The 13,817-nt window shown below is 43.7% G+C and carries 12 protein-coding genes; all 12 read left to right on the plus strand.

The window, feature by feature from the left end; genetic code table 11:
• Positions 1 to 40 precede the first annotated feature (40 nt).
• The 12 genes from AC0YN6_RS18685 (at position 41) to AC0YN6_RS18740 (ending at position 13,786) form a co-directional block, all read left to right on the plus strand.
• Positions 41 to 1,132, plus strand: coding sequence for a LytTR family transcriptional regulator DNA-binding domain-containing protein (locus tag AC0YN6_RS18685; RefSeq protein WP_475748648.1), 1,092 nt, complete (start codon positions 41 to 43; stop codon positions 1,130 to 1,132).
• Positions 1,133 to 1,305: 173 nt separating this feature from the next.
• Positions 1,306 to 2,154 carry an ABC transporter ATP-binding protein gene (locus AC0YN6_RS18690; protein ID WP_475748649.1) on the plus strand — a complete coding sequence of 283 codons (849 nt, stop codon included), beginning with the start codon at positions 1,306 to 1,308 and terminating at the stop codon, positions 2,152 to 2,154.
• Complete coding sequence (locus AC0YN6_RS18695; protein WP_475748650.1) at positions 2,151 to 2,861, plus strand: ABC transporter permease; 711 nt, start codon at positions 2,151 to 2,153, stop codon at positions 2,859 to 2,861. Before AC0YN6_RS18690 ends, AC0YN6_RS18695 begins: the two co-directional genes overlap by 4 nt.
• A 321-nt stretch (positions 2,862 to 3,182) precedes the next feature.
• Complete coding sequence (locus AC0YN6_RS18700; RefSeq protein ID WP_475748651.1) at positions 3,183 to 4,913, plus strand: sensor histidine kinase; 1,731 nt, start codon at positions 3,183 to 3,185, stop codon at positions 4,911 to 4,913.
• On the plus strand, positions 4,906 to 6,351 hold the full coding sequence (locus AC0YN6_RS18705; RefSeq protein WP_475748652.1) for a response regulator transcription factor: 1,446 nt from the start codon (positions 4,906 to 4,908) through the stop codon (positions 6,349 to 6,351). The genes AC0YN6_RS18700 and AC0YN6_RS18705 overlap by 8 nt, the downstream gene beginning before the upstream one ends.
• A gap of 147 nt (positions 6,352 to 6,498) precedes the next feature.
• Complete coding sequence (locus AC0YN6_RS18710; protein WP_475748654.1) at positions 6,499 to 8,124, plus strand: extracellular solute-binding protein; 1,626 nt, start codon at positions 6,499 to 6,501, stop codon at positions 8,122 to 8,124.
• Positions 8,125 to 8,204: 80 nt separating this feature from the next.
• Positions 8,205 to 9,095, plus strand: a complete 891-nt coding sequence (locus tag AC0YN6_RS18715) for an ABC transporter permease (protein ID WP_475748655.1) — start codon at positions 8,205 to 8,207, stop codon at positions 9,093 to 9,095.
• Between the two features lie 19 nt (positions 9,096 to 9,114).
• On the plus strand, positions 9,115 to 10,002 hold the full coding sequence (locus AC0YN6_RS18720) for a carbohydrate ABC transporter permease (RefSeq protein ID WP_475748657.1): 888 nt from the start codon (positions 9,115 to 9,117) through the stop codon (positions 10,000 to 10,002).
• A 21-nt stretch (positions 10,003 to 10,023) separates the two neighbouring features.
• The gene (locus AC0YN6_RS18725; protein WP_475748659.1) at positions 10,024 to 10,857 is read left to right on the plus strand and encodes a phytanoyl-CoA dioxygenase family protein; all 834 of its coding nucleotides are present in this window, start codon (positions 10,024 to 10,026) and stop codon (positions 10,855 to 10,857) included.
• An 8-nt stretch (positions 10,858 to 10,865) separates the two neighbouring features.
• Positions 10,866 to 11,966 (plus strand): Gfo/Idh/MocA family protein, encoded by a 1,101-nt coding sequence (locus AC0YN6_RS18730; protein ID WP_475748660.1) that lies wholly within the window; start codon positions 10,866 to 10,868, stop codon positions 11,964 to 11,966.
• A gap of 33 nt (positions 11,967 to 11,999) precedes the next feature.
• Positions 12,000 to 12,989: an NAD-dependent epimerase/dehydratase family protein gene (locus AC0YN6_RS18735; RefSeq protein ID WP_475748662.1), complete on the plus strand. Its 990-nt coding sequence runs from the start codon at positions 12,000 to 12,002 to the stop codon at positions 12,987 to 12,989.
• A 2-nt stretch (positions 12,990 to 12,991) separates the two neighbouring features.
• On the plus strand, positions 12,992 to 13,786 hold the full coding sequence (locus tag AC0YN6_RS18740; RefSeq protein ID WP_475748663.1) for a sugar phosphate isomerase/epimerase family protein: 795 nt from the start codon (positions 12,992 to 12,994) through the stop codon (positions 13,784 to 13,786).
• Positions 13,787 to 13,817: the final 31 nt, after the last annotated feature.

A 13,817-nucleotide genomic window follows, 5' to 3' on the forward strand; every position in this document is an offset into this window, starting at 1 on the left:
AGAAATTGACATTTAAACTATATATAATACAGGTGATCCTATGGCTATTCTGGAAATTAATGAGTTGGAGAGATATACGGAAAATGTGCTGGTGTTCCCGGCTTTTCATATCGAGGTAGCTCGTCATGATGTTGTTGCACTCTATTCGAGCATGAATGTACGAAATACGCTATTAGCTATGCTGTTAGGGAAATTACCGGTCGCAAGCGGAGAAATTCAAGTGAATAAAGAAGCTTTCGCGAGCAATCGAGGAGAGTATTTGTTGCAAATGGGGCTGTTGCGGTTAGATGAAGGGTTCTATGAGCGGCTTACGGTAAGAGAAAACTTTGCTTTTTTCAAAAAACTGTACGGGTCAGGCCTAGTAATCGATGAGGTGATCCGTATCGTAAAGCTCGACATGAAAGCAAATATACGTTTAGCGAAGCTCAGCTTATCAGAGAAACGACGGATACAGTATGCTCGTTTGCTATTTCAAGATCCTGCGCTGTTTGTATTTGAAGAGCCAGATCAGAATGTAGATAATGAGACGAAGCTTGTATTTCAAAGAATGGTTCGGGTACTTAGTGAAAACGGCAAAGGTATTCTGGTACTGACGGGGAATATGGAAACGGCACTTAGCGTGACGAGCCGAGTCTATCGTCTGGACGAGAAAGGATTAAAAGCATTCGAGGTTCATGATCCAGAGGATGATCAGCCAACGCTGCCTTCAGATCAAATAGATAACCAAGAGGCTTTATCGAACGAAGTGAGCGAAGAAGAGCCGGACGAGGAAGATCCGGTCGTTCAACTAGTCAGATTCGAGAAAATTCCAACACGGATGAACGATAAAATAATACTATTCAATCCACCGGAAATTGATTATATCGAAAGCAGCGAGGGACAAACCAATCTCTATATTAAGGGAGAGATGTATCCGACGACCTTCAAAATTAACGAGCTGGAGGAACGATTGCAGACATACGGTTTTTTCCGCTGCCATCGTTCATACATTGTTAATCTTCAGAAAGTAAGAGAAGTCGTAACCTTCACTCGCAATAGCTATAGCCTTGTGCTCGATGATCATTTGAAATCATCCGTTCCGTTGTCAAAGACAAAAATGGCGGAATTAAAAGAGATGATGGGGCTTAAATAAGCTCCATTCGCGGAATGAGATGCTCCAAACAGTGTGATTTATGCGCTATTCACCGCTAAATAAGCACCATTCACCCCTTTGTATGCTCCTTTCGATGGGATTATAATGCGCCGCTGCTCGGTCTGACCTAAGATTAAGGTAGATCGGATAACACAACGGAGGTTGAGAGCGGTATGGAAAACATTATTGAAGTGACTTCGCTAGAGAAATCATTTTCTAATACAAGGGCGTTAAAGGACGTTTCCTTTAATGTAAGAAAGGGCGAAATTTTCGGTTTCTTGGGACCAAGCGGATCGGGTAAAACGACTACTATAAAAATATTAACGGCTCAGTCAAAACCGACCTCGGGGAGCGCATATGTATTCGGAGTGCCTGCGATTAAATTACAGGAAGAAAAGTATCGTAAAAAAGTTGGCGTCATTACAGACAACACCGCGTTATATGGTCGCTTGTCCGTTCATGATAATTTGAAGCTTTATTGCAACTTATATGATGTGCCTCTCACTCGAATCGACGAGGTTTTACGAATGGTCAATTTGGAGAAAGAGAGCGCAAAGGTGGTCTCTAAGTTATCCAAAGGTATGACGCAGAGGGTGATCTTAGCCCGTGCCTTTCTGCATGAGCCAGAGCTGTTGTTTCTTGATGAACCAACATCGGCGCTGGACCCTGTCAACACGAGACATATTTATGAAGGCTTACTGAAATTGAAAGAGAAGGGCACGACGATTTTCTTGACGACGCATGATATGAATGAGGCTGAAACCCTATGCGATCGAGTGGCATTCTTAAACAATGGAACGATTCAATTGCTCGATTCACCGAAGAAGCTGCGTGAGCAGCATGGAGATGCAACGATTACGGTGGAGTTGACTGACGGCACTACGGTTGTTGTACCGAAGGGAACTGACGGAGCACAGCAGATGTTTGAATATATGAGCACGAATCAGGTTGCGTCGATTCAATCAAACTATCCAACATTAGGCGATATCTTTGTAGATGTAACAGGGAGGAAATTATCATGACATTTTCAATGAAACGGGTATTTGCAATTTTACACAAAGACTATAGAGACGTATCCAGAAATTTATATGTCTCGACGACGATATTTCTTCCGTTGATATTGGCTGCGTTTTACAGTCGTATCGGCACGGATAATTTAAATGTGCCCTATATGGCCATCAACTTGACGTTTATTCTCGTAGCTACGTACGTTCAATCCGCATTAATCGCAGAAGAGAAAGAAAAGAATACACTGCGCGGTCTGATGTTGTCGCCAGCTAGTATTGTTGAGATTTTTTGCGGAAAAAGCTTATTAAGCTTTATCACCACTACCGTTATTGTTATCCTTTCGGCCTTTTTGACCGATTATAATCCGAAAAATATGTTCGTTGTGGCGATTGCTCTAATATTATCTGCCGTTTTTTATCTAGGATTAGGAACATTCATCGGATTGCTGACTAAATCAGTTATGGAAGCATCGGTTGCGGTCATGCCGGCTATGGGAGTGTTTGGTTTTGGCTCTGCGATTACTCCGTTTATTGAAGATTATCCGTTTCTAGCCATTGCTGAGTATATGCCTAACCTACAGCTTATTGACTTAGCTGCTCAAGTGGAAGCAGGCGCCGGTTTAACCGATGTATGGTCAAATTTAGGGATCATTTGTTTGTGGATCATTGCTATGTACGCGTTGTGTTTATACGTGTACAAGAAACGTATGGTAGATGAGTAAGTTGGTGTTACTAAGTGTTGCTTAGTCACACAACGCTAGAAAGCTAATATATAATCTAATTCCTGCCATAAGAACCCGACCGCATGCGGTCGGGTATTTCCATGTATAGATAAATCAAATAACTGTAAGCGAGGAAGTTCACATGCATAATTCTCTTGTCGAGGAGAGGCTCTTTTTGTTGTCTGTAATAGGCTATGCTGAGCCATAAACAGACAGTATAGGATAAAATTATACATATTTCGATACAATATTGTTGGTGGAAAGGGTATTTAATACACGGAAAGTAGTTTATTATGTGTTTAAATGAGGAGAGGAGGGTTTATGTTGAACGTCCGGAAATTAGTGAAATTATCATTGAAAAAACGAATGCTTATCATTATTTTAACCAGTTCACTTATTCCATTGTCCTTAATCGGAACGCTGTCGTATTACAAAATGTACGCAATGCTGAACAATAAAATTGAGGCGAGTGTTCAGAATAATTTGCAGCAGGTGGCGCTTTCGCTCGAAAATACAATATCGAACTTAAATTATGTGACGCAGCAGATGGCCTTCGAGGGGAATGTAGGACGCGGCTTACGGGACTACTTAAATGAAGATAGCGTATACGAGAAATCGCAATTGGAGAAAGAGCTTATTACGCAGCTAAACATAATAAACTTTTCAAATCCTTCATTAGGATTAATGGCTTATTACTTAAAAAGCGACAAAAGTCTTTTGTTTCAAAATTTTCCGACAAAAGAAGAGTTTAATGTGGAAAATTTGCCGGTCTTACAGCAGTTTGATAAAATCACGTATTATGGTCCGCATAAATCAATGAACCGTTTCGATGACAGCAATGTCATTTCTGTTTTCCGGCAAGTCAATGTCCTTGACCAGGATGATGTTTACGTATACGTGGAGACGAGCTATAAATTTGCTCAGAAAATTTTAGAGAGTAACCAGAAGGGCATGAATGTTAAGCATCTCATCGTCAATGATAAGGGAGTTATCAGCCATAGCGAGAATACAGCTGATTTTCCCGTTGGTTCGCTATACCCTGGTAACGATCTATCAGGCAAACCGACACCTTACAATGAATATTATTTGTTTCAAAATGTGAGCAATCAGGGGTGGAGTGTAATATCGGTCATCCCTCAGCTGGAGTATAACAAAGAAATATCAGAATGGTTCAAACAATTTTTCGGATTTTCCATGCTATCCATTGCTGTCAGCCTGCTGCTCGGTTGGATTCTCTGGAAAATGGTTTACGTTCCGCTAACGAAGTTCAACAAAGAAATTATGCAGCTTACGAACCAAAACTTTCATTCAGAATTAAAAAAAACTCAAATACCTGAATTCGATCATTTACTGAATCAGTTTTGGAATATGCGCAGGCGTGTGTGGGAGCTCCTTGCTGAGGTGAAGCAAACGGAGAAGAAGAAGGCAGATTTAGAAGTTGAAAAGCTGATGTATCAGATTAATCCACATTTTCTCTATAACACGCTGGATACGGTTTGTTGGATTGCGCGCTTAAATGGTCAAGACGAGATCGATGGTCTTGCTACATCGCTCAATAAGCTTCTTCATTACAATTTAGACAAGCAAGGGCAAGATACGACAATTAAGCAAGAGATCGGAGCGTTAAAGGAATATTTGAATTTGCAGCAAATTCGGTATGATTTTCGTTTTGATGTGCAAATCGAAGCCGATGCTTCTATTGAGGATTTGGAAATACCAAGGTTTATTTTGCAGCCTATTGTAGAAAATGCGTTGTACCACGGACTGGGCGATGACGGGGTCATCCATGTCCAGGTTAGACTAGAGGGGGATTCGCATGTCGTTCTATCCGTAGCAGATAACGGAATCAGTCTATCTGAGGAAACCATTCATAAACTTCTTCATAATGAACGCGGCGAGAATAAAAAGGTTGGTTTTGGCATTGGTATGAATTACATTAAGCGGGTTCTGTTCTCTCGCTATGGATCGGAAGCTGAACTTCAGATAACGAATAATGATTCCGGTGGCACTACTGTTCTGATGAGAATTCCTTTGAAGAAAGACGGTGAATAAGTTGAATGTGCTGATTGTGGATGACGATAGATTGGTCCGAAAAGGGCTGATCGTTCTTATGCCTTGGGAGAAATTTGGCTTGAAGATTGTTGGAGAAGCGGCAAACGGTGAGGCTGCTCTTCAATTTTTGGAGAATAATGATGTTGATTTGGTTATCACTGATTTAGCCATGCCCGTAATGTCGGGCATTGAATTAATGCGTGCAGTCCGCATACATTATCCACATATTTGGCTAGTGGTTCTAACCTTTCATCAGGATTTCGAGTATATTCAAGAGGCGCTTCGGCTCGGTGCTATTGATTATATCGTCAAGGTGCAGCTCGAAAAGGAAAAGATGGATGACGTTCTGACACGAATTATGGGACGGATAACCGAAGAAACTGGGAAACGAAATGCATTGAATCGGTACATGCCAGAGAAGAATGAGCTAATTGCATCCCATGGCGGCAGCGGCATTGCTTTAGTATCTCTGAATCCTGTGCAGGATGATCAATGGACTGAAGCTTTGGCCATAAAGTCAGGAGACGATCTGACGGAAGTAGAGCAGGGCTTATGGCTATGGATTCGAGAAAGCGCGAATGATGACTGGCTGCTGGGAGATGATATGCATGAGCGATTGCAAGTAGAGTCGCATATTGTAATCGTCAGATTGTCAGATCTTGAGGGCGTCGACAAGACGATGGTCGTCAAATGGCTGAGGGAATATCGAAACCGAGCATTATTATATGAGTTGGAGAATGGTAAGCGTATTTATTCCGTATCTCTTGTTTCAGAGCAGCAAAACAGACCCATTGTATTTGATGATGATATTCTCGAAATGCATAGACGGTGGTCATCGCTTGTATGGGTAAACAACGACCCCATATTCGAGAGTCTCTTAACGGAGCTGAAGCAGATGATGCTGCCTAGGGAGAAGCTGGACAGTATTTTTTATTCTGCTCTGCGCGAATGGGAACGGACGTTGTCCACGGATCGCTTATCCTTCAATAACCGGATTGGCAGCTTAGTGTACTGGTACGAATGGGAACTATGGATTGGCGAAATAAGAAGGGGTATGATTGAATTAACGAATAAATCGATGTACTCCCAGCCAGTCGTGGATAGTATCTTGAAAGCGGCAGACTTAATTGCCCAAGATATTACACAGCAAATTGGTCTCGTTGAGATGGCGAGCTCGGTCAATATGAGCCGCAGTTACTTTAGCCAGTGCTTTAAAGATATTTTGGGAAAGCCGTTTAATGAGTACATCCGTGATCAGCGTATAGCTAAAGCGGAGGAATTGCTCGCACAAACGGGCATGCCGATCATCCGAATTGCCGAGAAGACAGGTTACCCCAATGAAAAGTACTTTAGTAGACTATTTCGTGAACAAACCGGTATGACGCCAAGTGAATACCGCCAGCAGCAGAAGAGAAGTATACAATTATCCAGTGAATAGAACAGAATCATCCATTATTATCGATAAATACGTGCATAATAGTACGATCTTATACGATTCTAAGGACGCTAGATACTCCCTCTGGGAGTTCTTTTTATTTTATAATGAAAGCGCAAACACATAATGATGTAGGAAAGGGTGGGGGAAATGAAGATTTCGAAATTACTTGCTTTAGTACTTGCTACCTCTATCATATTTACTGGATGCAGCAGCAATAAAAACCCGGATACAACGAAGCCTGAAGATCAGCCGGCAGCTGACAATACGCCGATCGATCCGTTTCGTCTACCGGAGCCAGTAGAAGTTAAAGTGATAAAGTCTGTTCTTCCAGACTTAAATATGGCTGCTGGTGAAACGATTGAGGACAATGCGTATACGAAATATGTATTCGAAAGAACGAACATTAAAACAAAGGTAATGTGGTACGCCTCGGCTACGGATTATGATCAAAAAATGCAGCTTGCGATTGCCAGCAATGATATTCCTGACATGATGGTTGTCAATGAGAATACGTTCAGAGCTATGGCAGCGTCGAATCAGCTTGAAGATTTGACAGAGGTGTACAACAAATATGTAACGCCGGAAATCAAAAAGTTTTATGAGGCAACTGGCAATAAGGTTATAGACTCCGCAACGTATGGCGGGAAATTGTTGGCATTGCCAAGTGTAGGCATTCAAGCTGATGCGCCTTCTATGCTTTGGGTTCGCCAGGATTGGCTGGACAAGCTAGGCCTGCAGCCTCCGAAAAACGTGGAGGATTTGAAAGGCATGCTGAAGGCATTTGTAGAGAAGGACCCTGATGGCAATGGCACGGACGACACGATCGGCTTAACCGGTAACAACGTCAGTCTCTCTGCTCAGGGCGGCGGCTTGCATGATTTTAAAGCCATTTTCAACGCATTCAAATCGTATCCATTAACATGGGTGAAAGATGAAGCAGGCAATACGGTGTACGGTTCTACGATGCCAGGAGTGAAACAGGCATTGGGCGTTATTCGGGATATGTACAAGGAAGGTCTTATTGATAAGGAGTTTGCTCTAAGGAAAAGTCCTGATGAGCTTGTAGCAAGCGGTAAAGCGGGTGCTTTCTTCGGACCTTGGTGGTCTCCATGGGCGTTGACAGGTGCTGTTAAGAACGATCCGAAAGCGGATTGGAGAGCTTATATGATTGGTGATGAGAATGGCGAATACAACATTGCTTCACTGCCAGCAGCCCAGTCATACCTCGTCGTAAAGAAAGGATTCAAGCATCCTGAAGCAGCGGTCGTTTATGCCAATATGTATGATCAAGTAGCACACACGCCTAGTGAAAAGGAAAAAGAACTAATAGTGGGTCATTCCTTGTGGCCATTGACGATAATTACGGATTATCCAAATGCGGCAACGATCAAGCATGAGCTTCTCGTGGATGCGCTCGCAGGCAAAGTCGATCCAAAAACATTAGACGGCGAAATGCAGCTAGTTTACGAGCAAGCGCTGAAGGATAAGGCAAACCCTAAATCGAACGCCGATGAATGGGCTGCGCCTCATGCGTACTTGGAGGGTGCTGGTGTTCTGAAATTGGAAATGAACGCGACCGATCCGGTATTCAACACTTCTACCAAAACGATGGAACGTAGATGGGCTAACCTGCAGAAGATGGAGAACGAAACGTTCTTCAAAATCGTACTTGGCAGCTTGGAGCTAGATGCATTCGACGAATTCGTCGAAAAGTGGAAAACCGAAGGCGGAACTACGATTATCAAAGAAATTGATGAAGAATTATTGAAATAGTCTACTAAAGTTAATAAGCGCTGTGGAAAGAAGCAGCGCTTGTTAACACAGGCTTTTTCTCTAGGGAATGAGGCGTAGAAATGAAACAATTCCTTGCACAGAAGCACTATCACTTTATGTTATTACCAGGAATGATCCTGCTCATCATTTTCAGTGTAATCCCGATGGTTGGTATTGTCCTTGCCTTTCAGGACTTTAAAATGGGCCTTGGCTTACTCGGATCACCATGGGTAGGTTTTGAGAATTTCACTTACTTGTTCGATATGGAAGATAGTAAAACGATTTTTTTCAATACGATAAATATCGCATTTTGGAAAATTATAGCCAACAGCGTAGTTCCGCTTGCTTTTGCCATTTTATTAAATGAAGTAAATAAACTCGCATTCAAACGCTGGGTGCAGACGATTGTTTATTTACCCCATTTCTTATCATGGGTTATTTTATCCGGCATCATTATCGACCTTCTCTCCCTTGATGGTGTGGTGAACAATGGCCTTCAAGCGTTAGGGATGGAGCCTATTATGTTTCTCGGGAACAATACATTGTTTCCATGGATCGTCATTACCAGTGACGTGTGGAAGGAATTCGGGTTTAACGCCATTATATTTTTGGCAGCATTAACCGGAATCAATCAAACGCTCTATGAAGCGGCTGAAATCGATGGTGCTACATGGCTTAAGAAGTTGAGACATGTTACATTGCCGGGCATCGCACCGACGATCGTGCTTCTCGGGACTTTAAGCATTGGAAACATATTAAATGCTGGTTTCGATCAGATTTTCAACCTATACAATCCTCTCGTATACGAGTCAGGAGATATTATTGATACGTATGTTTATCGTGTCGGTATTGTGCAAGCTCAGTTTGGTCTAGCAACAGCAGTAGGATTAATGAAATCGGTCATCGGTTTGATCTTGATCGTCATCTCGTATCGCTTAGCTGGAAGATTTGCTAATTATCGTATTTTTTAATAGAAGAGGGTGATTATTGGTGGTTCGGAACCAATCGTGGCAGACTCGTCTAGCTATAGGCAGTTTGTACACGCTCATGACAGTCATTGCATTTCTATCATTGGCTCCGATTTTATATACCGTTGCGGTTTCCTTCAGTGATAAAGCGGCGGCAGCGGCGGGAAAAGTCACCTTTTGGCCGATCGGCTTCAATACCTTTGCCTATGACACGATATTGAAGGATAAAAATTTTCTTGGTTCCTTTATTGTATCCGTAAAAAGGGTACTGTTAGGCGGCACCATTAACTTTCTGATATGCGTATCCATGGCATATCCGCTATCCCGTCAGGTAAAAGAGTTCCGATTCCGTGATACGTATATGTGGTTCATCGTTGTAACGATGTTGTTCAGTGGAGGAATCATTCCTCTATATATTTTGATGAAGTATTTGGGTTTGTTTGACACGATCTGGGCGTTGGTGCTTCCAACGGCAGTACCTGTATTTAACGTAATCCTGTTAATCAACTTTTTTCGAAGCATTCCTAAAGAGCTGTCTGAAGCGGGACATATTGATGGGGCGGGCCCTTGGTATATGTTGATGAAGATATTTATTCCTCTTTCCGCGCCAGCGCTGGCTACTATTACACTATTTAGCATCGTCAACCATTGGAATTCATTTTTTGACGGGCTGATTTTTATGCGAAGCATGGAAAATTATCCGCTGCAAACGTATATTCAGCAGTTTGTCGTTCAGACAAATATGCAAAACGTATCTTCAATAGAGAAGATCGAGCTCCTCAAGAAGCTTTCGAACCAAACATTGAATGCTGCAAAAATCGTAATCGGGATGCTGCCTATTCTTGTTATTTATCCGTTCTTGCAAAGATTTTTTATTCACGGCATTATGCTGGGCTCTGTTAAGGAGTAGTACTAAATGGAGGGATTCATAATGAAAATTCAATTGACAGAACAAGAACGGGCTACAAAACAATTGAGCCCAGAGACGTTGGAAATCGCGGTTGAACAAGTAAAAACAAACGGATACGTTTTGTTCGATAAAGTGCTCAGCGAAGAGAAAATTGCCCGAATCAAGCAATCCTTTGATCCTTTATTCGACGAGTTCATTGAACGCAAAGGATACAACACAGGGACTAACCGCGCACAAATGTTTCTTCCTTTCATGCAGCCTTACATCGATGAGGACGTCATCAGCAACTCGATTGCAACGGCTGTATTGGACAAAATTCTTGGTGAAGGCAGCCGCTGCACCTATTTGGCTTCGGATACTCCGATGCCGGGTTCTGACTATCAGAATGTACATTGCGACATTATGCCGCTGTTTCCGGATCTGTCCATTCCCCTTCCAATCTTCAGCTTGGTCGTAAATATTCCTTTGGTTGACGTAACGGAGGAGAATGGACCGCTTGAAGTATGGCCTGGCGGTACGCATCTAAATCCTGATCGGGCGAATCATGATACGCTTGACGGCAGTGTAAACCCGCACCTCAATATCGTAAGAGCAGCTGAATATATGCATTCTGAGAAGGTATTTATGTCAGCAGGCTCTATCGTTATTCGTGATATCAGAATGTGGCATCGCGGTACACCAAACCGTTCCAACGACCGCCGCACGAACCTTGCAATGATCTTTGGTAAGAGCTGGTACGGCGGAGGCTCTTATATTCAAATACCGCAAGAAACCTACGACGAGCTGCCTCCTAAAGCGAAGGAAGCATTCCGTATGGAAAAAATCGGCTTCCCAGCTAAGATGCCTTGGGAATAAGGGAGAATATGATGAGAATTTATATTATTGGTGCTGGCGTTATTGGCAGATTTCATGCGGAAGCGATTCGAAAGCTTTCCGCAGAGGAATCGATCTTGATGAAGGTTGCAGACCCGAACGCTCAAACTCTTGCTATTTTTACAGAAGCATTTCCTGAGGCAGAGGCCTATTCCGATACACAGCAGATGCTTGCAGAGCCTGCGAAAGAGGATGATATCGTTATTATCGGTACTCCTCCCGTTACACACTTCGCCTTGTCACAGATGGTATTGGAGTCCGGCCGTCATGTGCTTTGCGAGAAGCCGCTCGTTATGAATGCTGACGAGGCAGAAACGCTGTTAGCGCTGGCGAAGCGTCAAAACCGGATGCTCGGATGCTGCAGCGACCGTTTTCTTGGCCTCTCCAAGACAGAGGAAGTTAAAGAGCTGCTGCGTACGCAAACCTTGGGTGATCTGTATAAAGTGACTTTCGTTTATCGAAACCAACGTTCACGCGCTGGTGTCGAGTACCAGCCGGAAAGTAAATGGTTTCTTGATCGCGTGAAGAGCGGCGGCGGTATTCTAATGGATTGGGGTCCTTACGATCTTACGGTCTTGAATGATCTTCTAAATCCAGAGTCTATTGAAGTCGTTACCGCTTGGACAAGCCAGCCGATTACAGAAATTGATCCGACAGATACAACGTACGATGTTGAAGGGCATGTCGGTGCTACGCTGCAATACAGCTTGTCTGATGGCAAAAAAGTATTTGTACAGTATGAGCGGGCATCGTGTACCCATGGCGAGGCATACCATCATGTTGAGCTGGAAGGAACGATGGGTGCAGTTAAATGGTCGCCTTATTTTGAAACGGATGAGGTTGTTTACAAAAAGGATAAAGCAGGACAAATAGAATCAAAGGAGAGCCTCATTCCTCATGATGGCCCGTACTCCGTAATGGATCATCCACTTTATTACTTCTATTTGAAAGTTAAAGGGATTGAATCCCGTGCAACCATTAACGAGCAGGCTGTATTCAACCTGAAATGTTTGCAAGCGATCTATGAATGTGCGGAGACAGGGGTTTCTCAGAAGGTATCCATTTCGTCGCAACATGCGGTAAATGCGTAGAATAGCATGTGAATAAGGAAGTGTGATACAGACATGAAGGTATTGGTGCTAGGCGGTACTGGAAATATAAGTGAGAGCATTGTCGTCAGGTTGCTGGAGCTCGGGTATGAGGTGACATGCTTCAACCGAGGGAACAGAGGAAATGTTCCGGAAGGCGTCAAAGTCATTATTGGCGATCGACATGACAAAAGTGCTTTTATCGATAGAATGAAAAAAGAACAGTTCGATGCTGTCATCGATATGATCAGTTTTTCGGCAGATGACGCTTTAACCAGCATTGAAGCATTCCGTGGAGTCGGGCATTTCATTCAATGCTCAACCGTATGTACCTATGGCATTGAATACGATTCGTTCCCTGTGACCGAGGACCATCCGCTCAGGCCGATATCGGGTTATGGCAAAAACAAGGGGGATGCGGATCAAGTACTTCTCCAAGCTTATGCAGAGGAAGGTTTTCCAGTTACGATTGTGAAGCCCTCGACTACCTATGGGCCGAGGTCAGGCATGCTTCGCCAAGTGGCTTGGGACTTTTCTTGGATCGATCGGATTCGCAAGGGGAAGCCGATTCTGGTTTGCGGAGAAGGCAAGGCGCTGCATCAGTTTTTGCACGTATCCGACGCGGCTAGAGGATTTGCAAGTATTCTCGGGAAAACCCACTGTATCGGAGAGGTATACCATCTTGTTCGACCTGACTTTGTAAGCTGGGGAGACTATCACCGTACTGCAATGAAGATATTGAACCGCGAAGTGGAAATGGTCGGAGTAAGCTTGGATGAGCTGCTGGCAATCGATCCGAATCGATTTGACTTATGCCGCGAGATTTTCGCACATGATACGTATTATAGCGCGCAGAAGCTGTTGCGAGATGTGCCTGAATTTGTGCCTGCAATCTCCTTGGAAGCAGGAATGCAGCAAGTGCTCCATGCTATGGAGCGAGAAGGAAGAATTCCTGATTCCGATCTGGAAACTTGGGAGGACCCTATTATTGCTCGCTATCATTCGGAAAGAATAAGGAGATTCTAAACATGATCATCAAAGGATTTTCGATAGCAACCTATAGCTGGCAGGAAAGATATCATTACGACCAGCGAGAGTTCTCGTGGGAAGAGGTTTTTCGAGAGTGTGCCGAAGCGGGACTGAACGCGGTTGAATTTGACCCGGAACCGGAGTTGATTAGCCTAGCTCAGAAATATGGCATATCCGTATCCGGTGCCTATATGGGACTTAATTTACACGAGGAAGTCATTCCTCTTGAAGAGACAATGAAGCCCTTAGCTGAGCGTTTGGCAAAGGCCGGCGGCACCGATCTGGTTGTGAATGCTGATCCCAAAGGGGGATGGGGCGTTGCACTCCCGAAATCGGAGGACGAATTCAAACGTCAAGGGGAGCATTTGTCGCGTATCGCTTTAATTGGGGAAGAGTGGGGACTCAAAGTCAGTCTGCACAATCATGCGGATGAGAAGCATAACGCAGAAGGTGATCTGCGCAGTGTGATTGAATATGCTAGCCCAAATGTCGGCCTTTGTGTGGACACGGGATGGGCGCATGTAGCAGGGTATGATCCGGCGGACTGGATTCGGAAGTATCCAGATCGAATCGATGCGTTTCATTTAAGAAACCAGTTTGGACGCACTCCGAGTGAAGACCTCCTTGAAGGGGATATCAACATGCAGAAGCTGATGCAAGCACTAGCCGAAACCGAGTATAACGGCTGGCTGTCGTTTGAGCTGCTGCATAACGCGGAGAGTCAGCCGGTACGCACGATGAAAGAGGACATTAAGCGATCAGTGGACTATTTGAAGCTGCTTGCTTCTAAATAACGGAATGGAAGGACTTTTGCTTAAAACAGCA

This window comes from Paenibacillus sp. J22P15, assembly GCF_056269345.1.

What these genes read in the sequence shown, in the direction of transcription:
- AC0YN6_RS18735 (WP_475748662.1), top strand. Translation starts at nt 12,000, where the DNA reads ATGAAGGTATTGGTGCTAGGCGGTACTGGAAATATAAGTGAGAGCATT.
- AC0YN6_RS18715 (WP_475748655.1), top strand. Translation starts at nt 8,205, where the DNA reads ATGAAACAATTCCTTGCACAGAAGCACTATCACTTTATGTTATTACCA.
- AC0YN6_RS18695 (WP_475748650.1), top strand. Translation starts at nt 2,151, where the DNA reads ATGACATTTTCAATGAAACGGGTATTTGCAATTTTACACAAAGACTAT.
- AC0YN6_RS18740 (WP_475748663.1), top strand. Translation starts at nt 12,992, where the DNA reads ATGATCATCAAAGGATTTTCGATAGCAACCTATAGCTGGCAGGAAAGA.
- AC0YN6_RS18700 (WP_475748651.1), top strand. Translation starts at nt 3,183, where the DNA reads ATGTTGAACGTCCGGAAATTAGTGAAATTATCATTGAAAAAACGAATG.
- AC0YN6_RS18685 (WP_475748648.1), top strand. Translation starts at nt 41, where the DNA reads ATGGCTATTCTGGAAATTAATGAGTTGGAGAGATATACGGAAAATGTG.
- AC0YN6_RS18690 (WP_475748649.1), top strand. Translation starts at nt 1,306, where the DNA reads ATGGAAAACATTATTGAAGTGACTTCGCTAGAGAAATCATTTTCTAAT.
- AC0YN6_RS18725 (WP_475748659.1), top strand. Translation starts at nt 10,024, where the DNA reads ATGAAAATTCAATTGACAGAACAAGAACGGGCTACAAAACAATTGAGC.
- AC0YN6_RS18730 (WP_475748660.1), top strand. Translation starts at nt 10,866, where the DNA reads ATGATGAGAATTTATATTATTGGTGCTGGCGTTATTGGCAGATTTCAT.
- AC0YN6_RS18710 (WP_475748654.1), top strand. Translation starts at nt 6,499, where the DNA reads ATGAAGATTTCGAAATTACTTGCTTTAGTACTTGCTACCTCTATCATA.